16 protein-coding genes and 1 tRNA gene are annotated in these 19288 nt (G+C 66.3%); 10 read left to right on the forward strand and 7 right to left on the reverse strand.

Going from position 1 to position 19288, the window contains the following annotated elements; all coding sequences use genetic code 11:
• Window positions 1-3: 3 nt before the first annotated feature.
• Genes asnB (G4223_RS15745) through G4223_RS15775 form a run of 7 tightly spaced genes read left to right on the forward strand, consistent with a single transcriptional unit; the run spans window position 4 to window position 9334 of the window.
• On the forward strand, window positions 4-1863 hold the full coding sequence (asnB, locus tag G4223_RS15745) for an asparagine synthase (glutamine-hydrolyzing) (protein WP_163681730.1): 1860 nt from the start codon (window positions 4-6) through the stop codon (window positions 1861-1863).
• 2 nt (window positions 1864-1865) lie between these two features.
• On the forward strand, window positions 1866-3077 hold the full coding sequence (locus tag G4223_RS15750) for an oligosaccharide flippase family protein (RefSeq protein ID WP_338086895.1): 1212 nt from the start codon (window positions 1866-1868) through the stop codon (window positions 3075-3077).
• A 1-nt stretch (window position 3078) separates the two neighbouring features.
• The gene (gene asnB, locus G4223_RS15755; RefSeq protein WP_163681734.1) at window positions 3079-4977 is read left to right on the forward strand and encodes an asparagine synthase (glutamine-hydrolyzing); all 1899 of its coding nucleotides are present in this window, start codon (window positions 3079-3081) and stop codon (window positions 4975-4977) included.
• Entirely contained in the window at window positions 4974-6188 is a 1215-nt protein-coding gene (locus tag G4223_RS15760) for a glycosyltransferase family 4 protein (RefSeq protein ID WP_163681736.1), read from the forward strand. The genes asnB (G4223_RS15755) and G4223_RS15760 overlap by 4 nt, the downstream gene beginning before the upstream one ends.
• Complete coding sequence (locus tag G4223_RS15765; protein WP_163681738.1) at window positions 6185-7324, forward strand: glycosyltransferase family 4 protein; 1140 nt, start codon at window positions 6185-6187, stop codon at window positions 7322-7324. The genes G4223_RS15760 and G4223_RS15765 overlap by 4 nt, the downstream gene beginning before the upstream one ends.
• Window positions 7321-8403 (forward strand): hypothetical protein, encoded by a 1083-nt coding sequence (locus G4223_RS15770; RefSeq protein ID WP_163681740.1) that lies wholly within the window; start codon window positions 7321-7323, stop codon window positions 8401-8403. Before G4223_RS15765 ends, G4223_RS15770 begins: the two co-directional genes overlap by 4 nt.
• Window positions 8393-9334, forward strand: coding sequence for a lipid II:glycine glycyltransferase FemX (locus tag G4223_RS15775; protein WP_163681742.1), 942 nt, complete (start codon window positions 8393-8395; stop codon window positions 9332-9334). The genes G4223_RS15770 and G4223_RS15775 overlap by 11 nt, the downstream gene beginning before the upstream one ends.
• Here G4223_RS15775 and G4223_RS15780 read toward each other — a convergent pair.
• Window positions 9331-10170: an LD-carboxypeptidase gene (locus tag G4223_RS15780; RefSeq protein WP_163681744.1), complete on the reverse strand. Its 840-nt coding sequence runs from the start codon at window positions 10168-10170 to the stop codon at window positions 9331-9333. The two genes, G4223_RS15775 and G4223_RS15780, sit on opposite strands and share 4 nt — an antisense overlap.
• Window positions 10171-10218: 48 nt before the next feature.
• Between G4223_RS15780 and G4223_RS15785 the strand changes: the two genes are divergently transcribed.
• Window positions 10219-11616 (forward strand): UDP-N-acetylmuramate--L-alanine ligase, encoded by a 1398-nt coding sequence (locus G4223_RS15785; protein ID WP_163681747.1) that lies wholly within the window; start codon window positions 10219-10221, stop codon window positions 11614-11616.
• A 45-nt stretch (window positions 11617-11661) separates the two neighbouring features.
• Here G4223_RS15785 and G4223_RS15790 read toward each other — a convergent pair.
• The 3 genes from G4223_RS15790 to thrS form a co-directional block, all read right to left on the reverse strand.
• Window positions 11662-11751, reverse strand: a tRNA-Ser gene (locus G4223_RS15790).
• A 114-nt stretch (window positions 11752-11865) separates the two neighbouring features.
• Entirely contained in the window at window positions 11866-12387 is a 522-nt protein-coding gene (infC, locus tag G4223_RS15795; protein ID WP_163681748.1) for a translation initiation factor IF-3, read from the reverse strand.
• A gap of 115 nt (window positions 12388-12502) precedes the next feature.
• Window positions 12503-14419: a threonine--tRNA ligase gene (gene thrS / locus G4223_RS15800; protein WP_163681751.1), complete on the reverse strand. Its 1917-nt coding sequence runs from the start codon at window positions 14417-14419 to the stop codon at window positions 12503-12505.
• Window positions 14420-14617: 198 nt separating this feature from the next.
• Here thrS and htpX point away from each other — a divergent pair, with 198 nt between their 5' ends.
• Window positions 14618-15583: a zinc metalloprotease HtpX gene (htpX, locus tag G4223_RS15805; protein WP_163681753.1), complete on the forward strand. Its 966-nt coding sequence runs from the start codon at window positions 14618-14620 to the stop codon at window positions 15581-15583.
• A 1-nt stretch (window position 15584) separates the two neighbouring features.
• Here the strand turns inward: htpX and G4223_RS15810 are convergent, their stop codons facing one another.
• Window positions 15585-16505 carry a glycosyltransferase family 9 protein gene (locus tag G4223_RS15810; RefSeq protein ID WP_163681755.1) on the reverse strand — a complete coding sequence of 307 codons (921 nt, stop codon included), beginning with the start codon at window positions 16503-16505 and terminating at the stop codon, window positions 15585-15587.
• Window positions 16502-17749, reverse strand: coding sequence for a glycosyltransferase family 4 protein (locus tag G4223_RS15815; protein WP_241004162.1), 1248 nt, complete (start codon window positions 17747-17749; stop codon window positions 16502-16504). The genes G4223_RS15810 and G4223_RS15815 overlap by 4 nt, the downstream gene beginning before the upstream one ends.
• Before the next feature lie 24 nt (window positions 17750-17773).
• Between G4223_RS15815 and G4223_RS15820 the strand changes: the two genes are divergently transcribed.
• Complete coding sequence (locus G4223_RS15820) at window positions 17774-18571, forward strand: alpha/beta hydrolase (RefSeq protein ID WP_163681759.1); 798 nt, start codon at window positions 17774-17776, stop codon at window positions 18569-18571.
• Here G4223_RS15820 and G4223_RS15825 read toward each other — a convergent pair.
• Window positions 18556-19269 carry an FkbM family methyltransferase gene (locus G4223_RS15825; RefSeq protein ID WP_241004171.1) on the reverse strand — a complete coding sequence of 238 codons (714 nt, stop codon included), beginning with the start codon at window positions 19267-19269 and terminating at the stop codon, window positions 18556-18558. The two genes, G4223_RS15820 and G4223_RS15825, sit on opposite strands and share 16 nt — an antisense overlap.
• Between the last annotated feature and the right edge of the window lie 19 nt (window positions 19270-19288).

Raw genomic sequence — 19288 nt, forward strand, 5'->3', positions numbered from 1 at the left:
CGCATGTGCGGCATCGCCGGCCTGAGCGGAGCGACGGCGGAAACTCTCGAACAATTCCGCGCGCGTCTGGACCATCGCGGCCCCGACGGCCACGGTATCCTGATCGACCCCGCCACCGGCACCGGCCTGGTTCACACCCGGCTGGCCATCATCGACCTGACTCCGGGTGGCCGCCAGCCCATGGAATCGCCGTGCGGACGCTATGTCCTGACCTTCAACGGCGAAATCTACAATTACCGCGAACTGCGCGACGAACTGCGCGGGCGCGGTCATTCCTTCCGTTCGGACAGCGACACCGAAGTCTTGCTGGCCTTGCTGGTCGAACACGGCGCCCAGGCGCTGCACCGTCTGGTCGGCATGTTCGCCTTCGCCCTTTTGGATCGCCACAGCGGCGAAATTCTGATGGCGCGCGACCGGTTAGGCATCAAGCCGCTGGTCTATGCCGCCCTGCCTTCCGGCGGACTAGCCTTCGCCTCGGAAATCCACGCCTTGCGGGCGGTTCCCGGAATCGACCTGTCGCTGGACCCCCTGGCGCTGTCGCACTATCTGGCCTGTCTTTACGTCCCCGCGCCTTTGTCCATGCATCGCGGCATCCGCAAGCTGCCGCCGGGTCATTGGCTGCGCTGGCGCCCCGGCGCGGCCCCGGAAACCGGGCGGTGGTGGCAACCCCGCTATGTGGGCGAGCGCGTCCCCAGCCTGGACGAAGCGGTCGAGGAGCTGACCCCGGCGCTACGGGCGGCGGTGCGCTCGTGCCTGGTGTCCGACGTTCCGGTCGGCTGTTTCCTGTCCGGGGGCGTCGACAGTTCGGTCATCGCCGCCCTGATGAGCGAGGCGCGGGCCGAAGCCGGCGCCCCGCCCGTATCCAGCTTCACCATGACCTTCGACGAAGCCGCCTATGACGAGCGCGAGGCGGCCCGCGCGGTTTCCGACCACTTAGGCACCCGTCACACCGAGTTGCCGGCGGCGGCGCGGTTGGTCGACGACATGGACCGCATGATCCAGGCGTTCGGCGAACCGTTCGGCAATCCGACCGCCCTGCTGATCGGCGACTTGTCGAGAAGCGCACGCCGGCATGTGACCGTGGCCTTGGTCGGCGACGGCGGCGACGAGGTGTTCGCCGGCTATCCCCGTTACCAGGGCGGATTGCTGGCAAGCCGCTACCGCAAACTGCCCGGTCTGGTCCGGCGCGGGATGATCGAGCCGTTGGTCGGAATGCTGCCGGAAAGTTCACGCGGGCGGCATGGCCTGCGCCGCCTGCGCGAGTTCGTGGCCGGAGCGGCCTTGCCCGATTCCGAGATGTACGCCAGTTGGGTCGAGTACTTCGATCCGGTGGAACGGGCCGCGCTGTTGTCCACCCCCGTCCCCGAACGGCCGGTGGCGGCGCTTTATCGCCAAGCTCCGGGCGACAATCCGCTGGACCGCATGCAACAGACCGACCTGGAAAGCTTTTTGCCCGGCAACCTGTTGGCCTATGGCGACGCCATGAGCATGGTGCACGCGCTCGAACTGCGTCTGCCGCTTCTCGACCATCGGGTGGTCGAGGCGGTGGGGCGCATCGCCCCCGCGCTGCGCATGGCCGAGGGCAAGAAGACGCTGTTGCGCCGGGTCGCCCGCAAGTTCCTGCCCGCGGCCATCGTCGACCGTCCCAAGCTGGGCTTCAACCCGCCCATGGGGGTGTGGCTGGGCCGGGAACTGGCGCCCATGGTGGCCGAGCGGCTGACACCGGCACGGCTGGGCGAACTGGGGCTGGACTGGGCACCGGTGGAACGGCTGCTGGATCAGCAACGTTCGGGCCGGCGCGACCACGCTCTCAAAATCTGGGCGTTGCTGGTGCTGGAAAGCTGGCAACGGAGCCAGCGCTGACCATGGGCGGCGGCCTGTTCTCGTCAGGGCTCATCCTGGGCGGAGCCACCTTGGCGCAGGCCGCGGTCGCCTTCGCGGCCAATCTGGTGTTGGTCCGCTATCTGCCGCCCGAGGATTTCGGGCGGTTCGCCCTGCTCCAGGCCGGCGGCGCGCTGGTGATGTCGGTGCTTTCCCCGCGCATGGCGACCTTGATCATCCGCGTTCCCCGCGACGGCATGGACGCCGCCCGCGAGCGTCTGCTGTTCAGTGCCCTGACGATCGAGATCGTGGTGTTGGGAGCCATCCTGCTGGGGTGGGCGCTGCTGCTCGGCTATACCGAGCCGGCCGATCTGGGGTTGCTGGCGGCCTTGCTGCTGGGCCATTGGACCGGCCATGACCGCGCGTTCTTCGAACGCGGCATGCGTTTCGGGCGACTGGCCGGCATCGAGACCGCGACCCAGGTGGCCGCCCACCTGTCGGCGGTGGCCATGGTGGTCGCCGGAAGCGGTGCCACCACCCTTTATGTCCGCGAGATGTTCACCGCGGTCATGACCACCGCCAGCCTGGCCGCCATCGGCGGTTTGACCATCCGGCGGCCCCGCCTGCTCAGCTGGGCGGAATGGCGCTGGATCCTGCGCGAGGCGAGAGGGGTTTGGCTGGACAGCATGCTGGAAAACAGTTTCCAACGCCTGACACTGGTGCTGGTGGGCGGCATATCGGGTCTGCATGGGGCCGGGTTGTTCGCCCAGGCCAACCGGCTGGCGCTGGTCCCGCACCAGCTTTTGCAGCCGTTGGTCACCCGTGTCGGCGGCGTGTGGTTCGGCCAGGAACAAGACGCTTGCCAGCGCCGCGCCATGCGGGGCCGCATGCTGGCCTGGCTGTTGCCGCCTTTGGTCGTCGCCGCGGTGGGCACGTGGTTCCTGGCGGATCCGGTGGTGCCCTTCCTGTTCGGCCCGCGTTGGGCGGACGCGGCGCCGATCCTGAGCGCCATGGCCGGCATGGTCTTGTTCCTGACGCCCTTCGAGCTCATGCGATCCTATGCGGTGACCACCAAGCGCGTCCGTTTGCTGCTATTGGCCCGCGCGGCGCAATATGCCGGCTTGCTGGTTCCCATGGGATTGTGGCTCGACACGGTCTACGACGCGAACCACATGGCGGCGGCGTTGTCGTTTTCCTATGGGGCGGCCTTCGTCACCGCGCTGGCCGTTCTGACCCGGCACGAAAGGAAACGCTGACATGTGCGGCATCGCCGGCATCGCCGCCCTGGCTCCCGTCACCCCGGCCACCGTCGCCGCCATGACCGCGACCATGGTTCATCGCGGCCCCGACGGCCATGGCCTGTGGTCCAGCCCGGATGGCCGCGTGGTCCTGGGCCATCGCCGGCTGGCGATCATCGACACCTCGGCCGCCGGAGCCCAGCCCATGGCGTCGGCCGACGGCACGCGGGTCCTGTGTTTCAACGGCGAAATCTACAATTACCGGGAAGTCGCGGCGCGGCTGACCGCCGAAGGCGCGACCTTCAGCGGCCACAGCGACACCGAGGTCCTGTTGGCCGCCTATGGCCGATGGGGCGAGGATTGTCTGGCCGAACTGAACGGCATGTTCGCCTTCGCCCTGTGGGATGGAGTCCGCAACCGACTGTTCTGTGCCCGCGACCGCTTTGGCGAGAAGCCGTTCCTGTTCGCCACCCCGCCCGGCGCTTTTGTCTTCGCCTCGGAATACAAGGCCCTGTTGACGGTCGCCGAGATCGGCGACGACGTCGATCCGTCGCTGCTGGCGCGCTTTCTGGTCACTTCGGCGGATGGTCTGGACGACCGGCGCCAGAGCGTGTTTCCGGCCATTTCCCAGTTGTTGCCGGGCGAATGCCTGACCCTTGACCTGGACAGCATGGTGCCGGCCATCCGACGCTATTGGACACTGCGCCCCGGTGCCCCGTTGGCCGGCAGCGAAACCGAGGTCTTCGCACGCTTCGGCGAAGTGCTCGAGGACTCGGTGCGGTTGAGGTTGCGTAGCGACGTCCCGGTGGGGTCGTGTCTGTCGGGTGGCCTGGATTCCAGCGCCATCGTCTGCCTGGCCCGCAAGCTCAGGGGCGACGGAGACTACCACGTCTTCACCGGACGCTTTCCCGGCAGCGAAGCCGACGAATGGCCCTATGCCGAACAAGTGGTCGCCGCCACCGGCGCCACCGCCCATGTGGTCACCCCCGACCCGGCCCGTCTGGTCGCGGAACTGCCGCACTTCATCTGGCACAACGAACTGCCCGTCGGCAGTTCCAGCCAATACGCCCAATATTGCGTCTTCCGGCTGGCCGCCGAACACAGCGTTACCGTCCTTCTCGACGGTCAAGGCGCCGATGAGATTTTGGGCGGCTACGAGCAATATTTCATGCCCTATCTGGCGGCACGGCGCGCCGCCGGGCTGGATGTGCGCGAAGAGGAAGAAGCCATCCGTGCCCGTTACCCGGCGGCTCTGTTCAGCCGCGCCATGACTGTGAAGCGCGCCATGCCGGTGTGGCTGAAACGAATCCTTGCCGACCTGGGTGGCCGCGGCAGCGACGTCGCCCTGGGTCTGGCGGCCGGGTTGGACATCTCGGCCGCCGCGCACGCCGCGCCGCCCGACCTCGACGCCTTGCGTCAGGCATTGCACCGCGACAGCTTCCATACCCACCTGCCGACCCTGTTGCGCTATGGCGACCGCAATTCCATGGCCCATTCGCGAGAAGTGCGGTTGCCGTTCTGCGACCATCGTGTCGCCGAACTGGCCTTTACCCTGCCGCCGCATCTGTTGATGGGCGAGACGCAAACCAAACGGCTGATGCGCGAATCCTTGCGCGGCATCCTGCCCGAAGCCATCCGCTGTCGCTGGAACAAGCGCGGCTTCCGGCCGCCCCAGGAACAATGGCTGGCCGGTCCCATGCTGCCCGCCATGCGCGAGACGCTGGAAAGCCCGGAATTCGCCGGACGCGGCCTGTGGCGGGTGAAGTGGTGGCGATCGGTCCTTGACCGTTTCGAATCCGGCGAGACCGGGCTGGCCTGGGTCCTGTGGCGGCCCTTCGTCACCGAGGCGTGGTTTCGCCACTTCCTGGCACCCCTGCGTGCCACGCCGCGTCTTTCGTGGCGAAAGGACGCGGCATGAACCTGGTCTTCGTGAATTATTGCCATCCCGAAACGCCCCATGTCTGTGGTCTGCGCATGGCGCGCTTCGCCCAGGCCATGGCCGAGCGCGGTCACAAGGTGGTGCTGGTGACCCGCGACCTCGAGGGGAAGCCCGTGGCGCCACCGGCCGCCGAATTGCCGGGCCTGCTGGCCGCGCATTCCTGGCAACAGCCGTTCCTGCTGGCGGTTCCCCCCGTTCCCAGCCGGTTCCACCGCGCCCTTCACGAGGGCACGTTGCCGCCCCTGATCCGCAAAGCCGCCATCGCCGTCGCCTATCTGGCCGACGGGGGACTGTTCGGCGACTGGCGCCGCGCCTGCCTGGTTTATGCTCCCGTCCTGGCAAACCACTTCCGGCCCGATCTGGCTTGGGGAACCTTCGGCAACACCGACACCTGGGCGGTTGCCCGCGGTTTGGCCCGTCGGGCCGGCATCGCCTGGGTCATGGACATCAAGGATTATTGGCGCCATTTCATTCCGAGACCGTTCCAAGGTTTATTGGCCCGCCGCCTGGGCGACGGCGCCCACTTGACGGCTTTTTCCGGCGAGAACGCCCGCGACGCGGCGGCGTGGTTCGGACAACCGTCCGAGGTGGTCTATAGCGGCCTGCCGACGGCCTTCCTGGAGCAGGGTGCCGATCCGGTCTCCAGCGATTTCGTTCTCAGCCTGACCGGCAGCGTCTACGACCATGCCGTCCTCGAGCGTTTCATCTCTGCCCTGGCCCGGTGGAGCCGCCAACGCCCGGCCGGCACCACACGTCTGATCTATGCCGGCATCGACCATCGCGCGGTTGCCCAGGCGGCCCGGACACTGGAACCGTCGTGGCGCCTGGACATTCACCCTTATCTGCCGCTGGACCAACTGCACCGGCTGCACGAGACGGCCTCGGTAAACGCCTATCTGCGCACGGATCGGGGCTTCCATCACAAAGTCATCGAATTGTTGGCCGGACGCCGCCCGGTGCTCAGTTTTCCGGCCGAAGGCCCCGAAGCCCACCAATTGGCCGAGACATGCGGCGGCACCTTGTTGTCCTGTGACGACGAAGACGCGCTGTGCCTTGCCCTCGACCGTGTCGCCACCAAAGAACCTCTTCCCGCCGCCACGGCCGCTGGTCTTGCCGCGTTCACCTGGGCCGCCCAGGCGACACGTCTGGAGCGGGTCTTCCTGAACGTCCTGGAGAGGGGCCGCCGATGAAAGTCGCCGTTGCCGTCCACGGCCGTTTCCATGGCTTCGACCTGGCGCGCGAACTGGCGGCCGACGGCAATCTGGCACGGCTGTACACCACCTATCCGGCTTTCGCCGCCCGCCGCTTCCTGGATCTCGACACGCCGCTGGCCTGTTGCCCGTCCCTGGAACTGGTGCGGCGACTGCACGGCCGTCTTGGGGGGCCGTCGCCCCATTTGTGGATCGGCCGCCGTTTCGCCCGCTTCGTCGCCGCCCGGCTGAACCCCGGCGCCGACGTGCTGGTGGGATGGAGCGGCGCCGTGCTGGAGGCGATTCCCGCGGCCCGAACCCTGGGGATGCGGGTGGTGGTGGAACGCGGCTCCAGCCACATCGCCCATCAGGCCGCCCTGTTGGCCGAGGAATACGCCCGCTTCGGCCTGACGTTCGATCCCGTCGACCCGCGCATGATCGCCCGCGAACAAGCGGAATACCGCGACGCCGACGCCATCGCCGTCCCAACAAGTTTCGCAGCAGAAACATTCGTCGCGCAGGGCGTCGACCGTGACCGCCTGATCATCAACCCTTATGGCGTCGATTTGTCGCGCTTTCAGCCGCAACCGGCCTTGGTCCGCCCCATGCGACGCCGGGTGTTGTTCGTCGGCCGCGTGGGATTGCGTAAGGGGGTTCCCTATCTGGTCGAGGCCGCCAGACGCCTGCCGCAGGTGGATTTCCATCTGGTCGGCCCGGTGGAAGCCGGCATGGAGGCCATCCTGGCCCAGGCGCCGGCCAATTTGACGGTGCGCGGCCCGTTGCCTGGCGACTCCCTGCCGGCGGAATATCGCCAGGCCGATTTGTTTTGCCTTCCCTCCCTGGAGGAAGGCCTGCCGCTGACCCTGCTGCAAGCCATGGCTTCGGGCCTGCCGGTGATCGCGACACCCGAGACGGGCGGTGCCGACGTGATCGTACCAGGCCACGAGGGAATCTTGGTTCCGTCACGCGATCCCGCCGCCATCGTCGGGGCCGTCGAAACCATCCTGGAAAACGAGGAAAAACGCCAAACCATGGGGGAACACGCGCGCAACCGGGTAGCCCACGGCCACGAATGGCGCGATTATGGTCGCCGCGCCGTTGCCGCCTATGCCTTGTTAACCGGAAAGCCCGCGTGATCACCACCGCCCCCTTGCCGCCCTTGTCCCATCTTTTGGGACTGGGCCGGCCACTTCATCCCCTGTTGGACCCCTGGCAGGAAACAGCGAACCAGGCGTGGTGGCTGTCGCGGTCATGTTGGTCGTTGGCGATCCTGGCCCGTGCCTTGGGCCATCGTCTGGGGCACCCCCCTCGTGTTGCCCTGCCGGCCTGGATCTGCGGCCAGTCGCTGATGCCGTTGCGGGCCACCGGGGCCGTGCTCGAATTTCTGCCGGTGGACCAAAACGGACTGGCGCAATGGTCCGCCGCCGACCATCCCGACATGGTGGTCGCCGTCCACACCTTTGGCCGCCCGGTCCCCCTGGCCGAGGCCGCGACGACGGCACCCTTCCTGGTGGAAGATTGCGCCCACGCCCTGGTTCCCGGCTGCGGAATGGGAGAGGTAGGAGACGCCGCCATCTTCAGTCCACACAAGGTTCTGGGCCTGTCCGAGGGGGCGGTGCTGACCCTTGCGCCAAAGGCCGGAAACGACGTCACCACATCCGTCGAAAACCTTTTGATGGCGTTGCCGCCCACCGCCAGTGACAACCGCTGGCGGATCAAGCGTCTGATCCAGACCATGATGCCGGATCGTTTGCGTCGCCGGCTGCCGCCGGTGGGCCAGCCGGCCCACGACAGGGATCCCGAGGGGGGCGACCCACCGCCTTTGTGTGCGCCCTCGCCCCTGGCCACCCAGCTGACGCGAAAGGCGGACATCGGGCGCGAAGCCGCCCGGCGGCGGGCCAACGCCTTGGCCCTACGGCGCGCCCTTGGCGGAACGGACGGGGTCACGCCGTTCTTTCGCGAGGATGGCCCCGCTCCTTACCGTTTCGTGCTCCAGGCCCGTGACCCGGCACATGCCGCCCATCTCTACCACCGCTTGCGCGAGGCCCGGTTGCCGGTGGAAAGCTGGCCGGATCTGCCGCCCGAGGTGATGGCGGCACCTTCCCGTTTCGGATGCGCATTGGATTTGCGGCGCCGCTTGCTGCTGTTGCCGGTGCATGGCGCCTTGGCGCCTTGCTACGCCACCTTATATGCCGAGGCTTTGCATGGCGCTTGAACTCGTATGGGACGAATTGAACCGCCCGCAATGGGAGACACTGTTCACCGCCGCCGGTCCCAGCTCGCTTCTGCAATCCTGGGCCTGGGGCGAGGCCAAGGCCCAGGAGGGATGGCGCCCCCGCCGGGCATTGCTGCGTGACGGGGACCAAGCAGTGGCCATCGCCCAAATCCTGGAAAAGCGGATCGGCGGTCTTGGCCGCGTCGCCCGTTTGAATCGGGGACCGTTATGGTTGGTTTCCCCCACGGATGCGCAAGTTCGTACCGCCTTGCGGCTGATTGGCCGCGACTGGCGGTGGTGGCGTCTGGGGGCGCTGTTTCTGGCCCCGGAAATCGCCGCCGACCATGCCGAGATGCTGGACGGATTATCGTTGCGAAAACGCAATGCCCCCGCCTGGTGTTCGGCCTGGCTGGATTTGGCGGTCGGATCGGAACCCTTGCGCAAAGCCCTGGACGGCAAGTGGCGCAACATGCTGAACGGCGCACAAAAAGCCGGCCTGACCGCCGAGATCGGCAGCGATCCGCAAATGCTGGAATGGCTGTTGAGCCGTTACGAGGAATTGATGCAGAACAAGGCGTTCACCGGAACGCCCCCCACCCTGATCCGCCAATTGGCGAAGCATGGCCGGCAAGCGGACGATCTTTTGGTATTGCGGGCCCATGCCCCGGACGGCGAGGCGGTGGGCGGTATCCTGGTCGCCCGCCATGGAGCCGCCGCCACCTATCTGGTGGGGTGGAACGGCGACGCCGGCCGCAAGCTCAAGGCCAACAACTTCCTGCTTTGGCAAGCGGTCCTAGCCTTGGGCGAACGGAACGTCCGCTGGTTCGACCTGGGCGGCATCGACGACGTCCTGACCCCGGGAATCGCCGCTTTCAAACGTGGCATGAAGGGACGGGAATACCGGCTGGTCGGCGAATTCCTGAGGTTTTAACGCCAGCTTCCGAAAGGAACCACCTTGTTGCCGACATCGTGGCCGATGTCGGCGCGGCCCAGATAGGGAATGCCGGCGCGCTGGCACCAGAACCGCGTCACCTCTTCCTCGCCCAGGACGAAATCGGGGTCGTTGGCCGGAACGTCGCCGCAGCGGCCCAGCCGGATGCCGGCCAGACCCCGCAGGCTGGTGGCGATCTGGCCCAACGCGCGGTCGATGCGGTACATGGGTTCCGACACTTCCTCCAGCATCAGCACATGGCCGCGCAGATCGGGCAGATGCGGCGTGCCGATCAGGTGCGACAGGATGGTGATGTTGAAGGCGGCGGTGGGCGTTCCGGCCGGAAGATGCGGTTCAAGCGTCGCGCTTTCGCCTGTGGTCAGGAAAGCCAGGGCGCGGGCCACCGCCTCCTCCCCGCCCGCCCGGAACAGGTCGGACGCCATGGGACCATGGGCGACACGCCCGATCTTGGCGTTGTAAAGCGCCGCCATCAAGGCGCCGGCGTCGCTGTAGCCAAGGTAAAGTTTGTTGCGGGCCGCCGGTTCCAATGCCGGCAGCACCGTGTCCGCCAGCCGGTACGAGCCGTAACCGCCACGTCCGAACCAGATGGCGTCGATATCGGGGTCGTTGGCCGTCTCGACAAAGGCTTGGGCGCGGGCCGCGTCGGGTCCGGCGAAATGACCGCAGCTTTCGAAACATTGGGGATGAAAGCGAATATGGGGGCGGTCGATGCCGTAAAGGCCGTCGCAGAATGTCGCCAGCTTTTCCGGCAAGGCGGGGTCGATCCGGTTGCTGGCGGCGACGACGGCGATGCGGAACGGCTTTTGCGGGATCAAGGCGGGCAATCCTTGCCAAGGGCGGCGGCCGGATTGTAGCCTCCGGCCATGGAACACGACAGGTCCTATTTCTTCTGTGGTATCGGCGGCAGCGGCATGCTGCCCCTGGCCCTGATCCTTCGGCGGCATGGTTTTCGCGTCTCGGGTTCCGACCGGGCGCTGGACCAGGGACGGACCGCCTCGAAATTCGATTTCCTGCGCAGCCAAGGCATCGGGCTGTTTCCCCAGGACGGCAGCGGCCTGACCGACCCGGCGACAATCCTGGTGGTGTCGGCGGCGGTCGAGGACAGTGTGCCCGACGTGCGCGCCGCCCGTGCCCAAGGGGCCGCCATCCTGACCCGCGCGCAGTTGCTGGCGCAATTGTTCAACGCCGCGCCCAAGGCGGTGGGGGTGGCCGGCACCAGCGGCAAGTCCACCACCACCGGCATGGTCGGCTGGATGGCCCATAATTTGGGTTTGCAGCCGACGGTGATGAATGGCGCGGTGATGAAGAACTTCGTCACCGCCGACGCGCCTTTCGCCAGCGCCCTGGTCGGCGACGGCGACCTGTTCGTGGCCGAGGTGGACGAAAGCGACGGCTCCATCGCCCATTACACGCCGCATGTGGCGGTGCTGAACAACGTCGCTTTCGACCATAAATCCATGGAGGAATTGCGCGCCCTGTTCACCGATTTCCTGGGCAAGGCGCACATGGCGGTGGTGAACCGCGACAACGCCGAGGCGGCGCGGCTGGCCGCTTCGATACCGCCCGGCCGGTGCTTGACCTATTCCCTGTGGGATGACGCCGCCGATCTGGTGGCCGGCGACATCCGTCCCCGCCCCGACGGCATTTCCTTCAGCGTGCGCGAACAAGGTGGCGCGGCGATGACCGTGTCGTTGGACGTGCCGGGCCGCCACAACGTTTCCAACGCCCTGGCGGCCCTGGCCACCGCTCGCGCCCTGGCGGTTCCCCTGGCCGAGGCGATGGCGGCCCTGAACGGTTTCGCCGGCATCCGCCGCCGGCTCGAAGTGGTGGGAACGGCGACTGGCGTCACGGTGATCGACGATTTCGCCCATAACCCGGACAAGATCGCCGCCACCTTGGCCACCTTGCACGATTTTCCCGGCCGCCTGCTGATCTTGTTCCAGCCGCATGGCTTCGGCCCGCTCAGGCTGATGCGGCGCGAGTTCGTGGAATGCTTCGCCAGCCATCTGGCACCCGAGGACGTGCTGGTGATGCCGGAACCGGTCTATTTCGGCGGCACGGTCGACCGCAGCGTCAGCAGCGGCGACATCGTCGCCGACATCCAGGCGGCGGGCCGCGAGGCCCAGGCTTTCACCGATCGCGACGCTTGCGGCGAATACCTGCTGTCCCAGGTCCGCCCCGGCGACCGCGTGGTGGTCATGGGCGCCCGCGACGACACCTTGTCCTCCTTCGCCCAGGCCCTGTTGCGAAACCTGGGCTGAAAAAGCAAAAGCCGCGCTGGGCTTGCGCGGCTTGCAGAAAAGGAATGGCGGAGAGGGTGGGATTCGAACCCACGGTGAGCTTGCACCCACACCGGTTTTCGAGACCGGCCCATTCGACCGCTCTGGCACCTCTCCGCTGGGAAAAATGCGCCTGGTCGGTGGCGAGGCGCGGAGACTAGCCTAAGTGTGACGGCTCCGCAACCCCGTTCGACAGGAAAATTTCACCCCCGATGAACGGTGGCGCGCCGGTTATTTCGGCGCGACCACCATCACCATCTGGCGGCCTTCCATCTTGGGGATCTGTTCGATCTTGCCCAGACCTTCAAGGTCGTCGCGCACCCGTTCCAGAACCTTCATACCCAGATCCTGGTGCGCCAGCTCGCGGCCGCGGAAGCGCAGGGTGACCTTCACCTTGTCGCCTTCCTCGAGGAACTTGCGCATGGCGCGCATCTTCACGCCGTAGTCGTTGTCGTCGATGTTCGGGCGGAGCTTGATCTCCTTGACCTCGATCACCTTCTGCTTCTTCTTCGCCTCGTTCTTCTTTTTCTGGGCTTCGTACTTGAACTTTCCGTAGTCCAGAATTTTACAGACCGGCGGTTCGGCGTTAGGCGACACCTCGACCAAGTCCAGACCGGCCTCTTCGGCCATGACAAGACCTTCGCGCAAAGTCACGACGCCGATCATTTCACCATCGGCTCCGACCAGGCGGATAGAACGGGCATCGATCTCTCGGTTGACGCGCGGCCCGTCGTTTTTGGGCGGCGTCTGCATTGGCGGCCTAGCTATGAAAACTTCTCCATCGGCAAGAACAATATATAGAGCCCGTCCCTTGGTTCCCCCCTTGTGGTGGAACGGGCCCGGCTCCCCTTACGCGCACGCCCCCGGATCAGGCCGGAGGCGTCGCTTCGCGCACGAGTGTAGCAACAGCTTGGTCCAGCGCAACAATTTCTTGACTCTGGCTGCCAAGACGGCGGATGGCGACGGTGCGTTCCTCGGCCTCGCGCTTGCCCACCACCAACATCACCGGCACCTTGGCCAGCGAGTGCTCGCGCACCTTATAGTTGATCTTTTCGTTGCGCAAATCCGCCTCGGCGCGGATTCCGGCGGCTTTCAGCGCGCTTACCACCTCTTCGGCATAGGAATTGGCGTCGGACACGATGGTCGCCACCGTCACCTGGGCGGGGGCCAGCCACAGCGGGAACCTGCCGGCATAATTCTCGATCAGGATGCCGAGGAAGCGTTCGAACGAACCCAGGACCGCGCGATGCAGCATCACCGGGCGCTTCTTGCTGCCGTCCTCGGCGGTGTAGTTGGCGTCCAGACGTTCGGGCAACACGAAGTCGACCTGCAACGTGCCACATTGCCAGTCGCGGCCAATGGCGTCGCGCAGCACGAATTCCAGCTTGGGGCCGTAGAACGCGCCCTCACCCGGATTGAGGGTGGTTTCCAGGCCGGCGGCCTTGGCCGCCTCAAGCAGCGCGCTTTCCGCCTTGTCCCAGGTTTCGTCCGAGCCGGCCCGCTTGGCCGGCCGGTCCGAGAACTTCACCCGCACGTCCTCGAAGCCGAAATCCTTGTAGACGGTGGTCAACAGGTGGCAGAAGGCGATGGTTTCCGAGGTGATCTGGTCTTCGGTGCAGAAGATGTGGGCATCGTCCTGGGTGAAGGCGCGCACCCGCATAATGCCATGCAGCGCGCCCGACGGCTCATAGCGGTGGCACGAACCGAATTCGGCCATGCGCAACGGCAGGTCGCGATACGATTTGATGCCCTGGCGGAAGATCTGCACATGGCAGGGACAGTTCATCGGCTTGACCGCGAGATGGCGTTCATCCTGGGTCTTGATGGTGAACATGCTTTCCGAGAACTTGTCGGCGTGGCCCGAGGCCTCCCACAGCGAGAAGTCCACCAGCTGCGGGGTCTTCACCTCCTGGTAGTTCTCTGCGTCGAGCCGGCGGCGCATGTAGCTCTCGACCGTGCGATAGAGCTGCCAGCCCTTCTGGTGCCAGAACACGCTGCCCACCGCCTCTTCCTGCTGGTGGAACAGGTCCATTTCACGGCCCAGGCGACGGTGGTCGCGCTTTTCCGCCTCTTCCAGCATGGTCAGGTAGCCGTCCAGGTCCTTCTTGTCGAACCATGCGGTGCCGTAGATGCGTTGAAGCATCTCGTTCTTGGAATCGCCGCGCCAATAGGCGCCGGCCAGCTTCATCAGCTTGAAGGCCTTGCCCAGCTTGGCGGTGCTGGGCAGATGCGGGCCGCGGCACAAATCGATGAAGGCGCCCTGACGGTAAAGCGAGATGGTCTGGCCGGCGGGGATCGAGGAAATGATCTCGGCCTTGTACTTCTCACCCTGGTCCAGGAAGAACTTCACCGCGTCGTCGCGGTCCCATTCCTCGCGCACGATCTGTTCGTCGCGCGCCACGATTTCCTGCATGCGCGCTTCGATCTTCTCCAGATCGTCGGGGGTGAACGGGGTGGGGCGGGCGAAGTCGTAATAGAAACCGTTCTCGATGCTCGGGCCGATGGTGACCTGGGTCTCGGGATACAGTTCCTTCACCGCCTCGGCCATGACGTGGGCGGCGTCGTGACGCAACAGCTCCAGCGCGTCGGCACCGTCCTTGGCGGTGACGATGGCCAGCTGGGTGTCGGTAGTCAGAGTGGTGGTCAGGTCCTTCATCTCGCCGTTGACACGAATGGCCAGCGCGGCCTTGGCCAGGCCGGGGCCGATGTCCTTGGCTACGTCCAGGCCGGTGACCGGGCCGGGATAGCTGCGGACGCTGCCGTCGGGAAGCGTGATGGCGACCATTTGAACCTGCTCTCTGATTTGAAAGTTTATGAAACGCCCGACTGTATGCCCTTTGCCCCCCAAGTCAAGAAAAGCAGCGTCAACCCAGGGGCGCGAGAAACCATGGCCGACCGGCCTTGCCCCACCGACGTCTTGAACCCGGCGGGATTCACACCTATTCAACATCCAGTGCAATTCCCAAGGAGAAGAGGACATCCCATGTCCTATGCCCGTACCGCGTTGTTGCTGGCCGCGTTGACCGGCCTGTTCGTCGCCATCGGCGGCCTGATCGGCGGCCAGGGCGGCATGATGATCGCTTTTCTCATGGCGCTGGGCATGAACGCCTTCGCCTATTGGAACTCGGACAAGATGGTGCTGTCCATGTACGGCGCCCAACAGGTCGACCGCCACGCGGCGCCCGGTCTTTACGCCATCGTCGAGCGGCTGAGCGCGCGAGCCGGCATGCCCATGCCCAAGGTGTTCATCATCGCGTCCGACCAACCCAACGCCTTCGCCACCGGCCGCAGCCCCGAACACGCCTCGGTGGCGGCGACCACCGGCTTGCTCGACCGCCTGAGCCCCGAGGAGGTCGAGGGCGTGATGGCGCACGAACTGGCCCATGTGAAGAATCGCGACACCCTGATCATGACGGTGACCGCCACCATCGCCGGCGCCATCGGCATGATGGCCAACATGTTCGCCTTTTCCTCGATGTTCGGCGGCCACCGCGACGAGGAAGGGGAAGGCGGCGGACTGGGCATGCTGGGCGGCATCCTGATGATGGTGCTGGCGCCCATGGCCGCGACGGTGGTGCAAATGGCCATTTCGCGCACCCGCGAATACGCCGCCGACAACGAAGGCGCGCGCATCTGCGGCAATCCCCTGTGGCTGGCCAGCGCGCTTGAACGTCTGGAACAGGCGGCGCACGCCATCCCCAACCCGGCGGCCGAACGCAACGCCGCCACCGCCCATCTGTTCATCGTCAACCCGCTGCACGGCGGCGGCATGGACAATTTGTTTTCCACCCATCCCAGCATGGACAACCGGATCGCCCTGTTGCGCCGTCAGGCGGCCGAGATGGGAATGACCTGGAACGTACGGGCCGAACCGACCCCGCCGGCCGCGTCACGTCCGACAGCGCGCGGCCCCTGGGGCGGCACTCCGCGCAAGGGGCCGTGGAGCTGAGTTAAGCCAACAGCTCGACCAGTGCTTGCTCCACCTCGGCCAGGGTCAAATCCCTCAGCGACGGCCGCCGCAAAAGGGTGACACGGCCGCGCGGGGCGCACAGGTCGGGGTTGGAATCGTGGGAAAACAGCACCACGGATCGACAGCCGGCGGTGGCGACCAGATGCATGGGGCCGGTGTCGTTGCCCAAGGCCACGCTTGCCCGCCGGCCCAGGCCCAGAATATCGAGGAACGACGTCTTGCCGGCCAGGCTGAGAGCCTGGGGACAGATGCCGCGGATGGTGGCGATCTCGGCCTTTTCCGCCTGGGTGCCCAACAGCACCGGAATAATGCCGCGTTCGGCCAACCACAGACAGGCGGTGCCGAAGCGTTCCGCCGGCCAGCGTTTGGCCGGGCGGTGCGGTGCGCCGCCGGGACAGATCAGGGCGAAACGCCCAGGCAGGCCGAAACGGCCGACATCGCCTTCGGCCCAGGACAAATCGGGCGGCGGCACGCTTTCGATGCCGGCCATGGCCAGTTGTTCGGCCTGGCGCTCGACGGTGTGCATATGATCGCGATCAGGATTGGTATGGGGCAACGAGCATCCCGGCGCGATGCCCGACCAGTCCACCTCGCCGCCCATCAGGCGGAAATACCAGCTTGAGCGGTCCGAGGTCTGGAGGTCGTAGACCCGGTCGAAATGCCCCGACGCCAGCTTGCGGCGCAGCTTCAGAACCCCGGTCACCTGCCACATCTTGGGCTTGTCGTCGATCCATACATGGTCGAACCACGGACAGGCGGCGGCCAACGCGGCATAGGGCTTGGTGGTCAAAAGGGTGATCTCGGCGTCGGGGTGCCGGTCGCGGATGGCCGCGAAGGGACCGAACGCCTGGACGAAATCGCCCAGCGCCCCCAGCTTTATGACCAGGATATGGCGGTTCATACCGCCTCGGGATCGACGGGTTGGACGTTTTGCACCACCGGCGCCGTTCCCGACAGGATTTCGTCGTATACCGCCAGCGTGCGGCTGCACATGGCTTCGCGGCTGAAATTGGCACGCACGAAATTCTGGGCCAGGGCGGCAATGTCGCCGCGCTCTTCCGCCGACAGAAGCAGGAAACGCTCGATGGCCCTGGCCAGGGCCGAGGAATCGCCGGGCGGGGTCAGCCAGCCGGTGCGGCCGGGCAACACCGTCTCGCGCGGGCCGCCGTGGTCGGAGGCGATCACCGGCCGGCCCATGGCCTGGGCCTCGGCGACCACGCGGCCGAACGCCTCGGGATCGGTCGAGGCCGACACCACCACGTCGGTCAGCATGTAGGCGGCCGGCATGTCGGAACATTCATCGACGATGTGCACCACGTCGGTCAGGTCCAACCGGCGGATCAGATCCGTCAATTCCTGGCGATAACCGGTCCGCCCCTGGTCGGAGCCGACCAACAGACAGCGGATGTCGTGGCGGCCCAACTCGGCCAAGGCGTGGATCAACACTTCCTGCCCCTTCCACCGGGTCAGGCGGCCGGGCAGCATGATGACCGGGAAACCATCGGGCAACCGCCAACGATGGGCCAGCGCGATGATACGCTCGGCGCTGACGCGGACGGGATCGAACTTGGTCAGGTCGACGCCGCGATGGATGACGCGGATTTTTTCCGGGGCGACGCCATAGACGCGGCGCATGTGCTCGGCGATGAATTCCGAGATGGCGATGACCCGCTCGCCCTTGGTCATCACCGAGTTGTAAAAATGCTTGAAGCCGAAGCCGCCCAGATTGTAGGTGCCGTGGAAGGTGGTCATGAAATGGGCGCCGGTACGGTTGGCGGCGCCAAGCGCGCTCCAGGCCGGGGCGCGCGAGCGGGCGTGGACGATGTCCACTTGGTGCTCGCGGATCGCCGCCGCCAGACGGCCGACATTGGCCCGCATGACCAGCGGGTTCTTGCTGTCCAACGGCAGTTCCACGTGGATGGCACCGACGCGCGTCACCTCGCGCACCATCGACCCGCCGGCGCTGGCCACCACCGCACGGTAACCGGCCTCGGTCAGCGCCTGGGCGATCTCGACGGTGCCGCGTTCGACACCGCCGGTGACCAGGGCCGGCAGCACCTGAAGAATGCACGGGGGGCGTCCGTCGACACAGGGCGGTTGACGGCCGGGCTCGGCAAGGGCATCGATGGGAAGAGTTTCGTCCATGGACATCGGCAAGGGATTCACGTAATGGCTGAAGCGAGCAACGTCGCCCCCGGCGCTTCCGGGGCCGGGATATTAGCACGCGGCGACGGCGCGTCCATCGCCTACCGTCGCCTCGCGGGCCATAATCCCGGCGTGGTGTTCATCCATGGATATCGTTCCGACATGGAAGGCGGCAAGGCCCTGGCGCTGGAATCCTGGTGCCGCGAGACCGGCCGGGCCTTTTTGCGCTTCGACATGTTCGGCCACGGCCAGAGCACGGGCCAGGTCGAGGACGGCACCATCGGCCGCTGGGCCGACGACGCCGAGGCGGCGGTGGAACAGTTGACCGCGGGGCCGCAAATCCTGGTGGGGTCGAGCCTGGGCGGCTGGATCGCGCTTTTGACCGCGCTCCGGTTGCGGCCACGGATCGTCGGCCTGGTGGGGGTCGCCGCCGCCCCCGACTTTACCGAAGACCTGATGTGGAATGCCTTCAGTCCGGAACAGAGGCGCCAGCTGATCGAACAGGGGCACGTGGTCGAGGAGAACTGTTACGAGCCGGACAATCCCTGGATCATCCCTCGCCGCCTGATCGAGGACGGCCGCAATCATCTTCTGTTGCGCGACGCCATCAACCTTTATTGCCCGGTGCGGCTGATCCAGGGGCAAAAGGACGCGGACGTGCCGTGGAACACCGCGTTGCGCATCGCCGAAAGCCTGGCCTCCGACGATGTCGAGATCACCCTGGTCAAGGACGGCGACCACCGTCTGAGCCGCGACCAGGATCTGGCGCGGCTGGTCGGCGTGGTGGCGACGCTGGCGGAACAGGTTCAGGCGGCGGACTGAAACATCCGGCCGGCGATCCGCCGCAGGCCCCGGCCATAGCGGACCACCACGGACCAATACCACCAGCGCCAGGCCGGAACCGGCACCAAGGCCTGGTTGACGAACAGCACGTCGCCGTGGTGGCGGCGGGTCAGCACCAGCACCTTGAACCCCAGGCCCGCCAGGCGCCGCTTGATCCGTTCGATGGCCGGCTTGAAGGCCGGATCCAGGAAATCATGGAATTCCACAGTGATCTGGGCGACGCGCCGCAAGGTGTCGTCGCCGGCCGTGTCGAACATGGCCAGTTCAGCCCCCTCGATATCGACCTTCAACAGATCGACACGATCGGCGCCGACACGCCGCAACAGGCTGTCCAAAGTGATGGCCGGAACCTCGATCTCGCCCGTGAACGGCACATCTCCCAGGGCCGTCACGCTGCCCCAATGGAAGCTGTCCTGGCCGGCGATGGCGAAACGCGCCGTTCCATCCACCCCGCCGACCGCATAATGATGCTTGGTGACCAAGGCGGTTTCGCGGATCAGGGCGACGTTCTCGGGCGCCGCCTCGACCACATGGCAGCGGCAACCGGCCCAGGAATTCACCGTTTCGGCGAAGTCACCCGCGGCACCGCCAAGATCCACCACCAGGGAATCCTCGCCCAACGGGTCGGCGACGAAAGTGTGGCCGGAAACACAGGCCAGGCCGGAACGGGTATGCATGGTCAAGACAGTCACCGAC

Origin of the sequence: Magnetospirillum aberrantis SpK, from assembly GCF_011022235.1 — a bacterium.
Lineage (GTDB): Bacteria > Pseudomonadota > Alphaproteobacteria > Rhodospirillales > Magnetospirillaceae > Magnetospirillum > Magnetospirillum aberrantis.

What these genes read in the sequence shown, in the direction of transcription:
- asnB (WP_163681730.1), top strand. Translation starts at nt 4, where the DNA reads ATGTGCGGCATCGCCGGCCTGAGCGGAGCGACGGCGGAAACTCTCGAA.
- G4223_RS15750 (WP_338086895.1), top strand. Translation starts at nt 1,866, where the DNA reads ATGGGCGGCGGCCTGTTCTCGTCAGGGCTCATCCTGGGCGGAGCCACC.
- asnB (WP_163681734.1), top strand. Translation starts at nt 3,079, where the DNA reads ATGTGCGGCATCGCCGGCATCGCCGCCCTGGCTCCCGTCACCCCGGCC.
- G4223_RS15760 (WP_163681736.1), top strand. Translation starts at nt 4,974, where the DNA reads ATGAACCTGGTCTTCGTGAATTATTGCCATCCCGAAACGCCCCATGTC.
- G4223_RS15765 (WP_163681738.1), top strand. Translation starts at nt 6,185, where the DNA reads ATGAAAGTCGCCGTTGCCGTCCACGGCCGTTTCCATGGCTTCGACCTG.
- G4223_RS15775 (WP_163681742.1), top strand. Translation starts at nt 8,393, where the DNA reads ATGGCGCTTGAACTCGTATGGGACGAATTGAACCGCCCGCAATGGGAG.
- G4223_RS15785 (WP_163681747.1), top strand. Translation starts at nt 10,219, where the DNA reads ATGGAACACGACAGGTCCTATTTCTTCTGTGGTATCGGCGGCAGCGGC.
- infC (WP_163681748.1), bottom strand. Translation starts at nt 12,387, where the DNA reads ATGCAGACGCCGCCCAAAAACGACGGGCCGCGCGTCAACCGAGAGATC.
- thrS (WP_163681751.1), bottom strand. Translation starts at nt 14,419, where the DNA reads ATGGTCGCCATCACGCTTCCCGACGGCAGCGTCCGCAGCTATCCCGGC.
- htpX (WP_163681753.1), top strand. Translation starts at nt 14,618, where the DNA reads ATGTCCTATGCCCGTACCGCGTTGTTGCTGGCCGCGTTGACCGGCCTG.
- G4223_RS15810 (WP_163681755.1), bottom strand. Translation starts at nt 16,505, where the DNA reads ATGAACCGCCATATCCTGGTCATAAAGCTGGGGGCGCTGGGCGATTTC.
- G4223_RS15815 (WP_241004162.1), bottom strand. Translation starts at nt 17,749, where the DNA reads ATGGACGAAACTCTTCCCATCGATGCCCTTGCCGAGCCCGGCCGTCAA.
- G4223_RS15820 (WP_163681759.1), top strand. Translation starts at nt 17,774, where the DNA reads ATGGCTGAAGCGAGCAACGTCGCCCCCGGCGCTTCCGGGGCCGGGATA.
- G4223_RS15825 (WP_241004171.1), bottom strand. Translation starts at nt 19,269, where the DNA reads ATGCATACCCGTTCCGGCCTGGCCTGTGTTTCCGGCCACACTTTCGTC.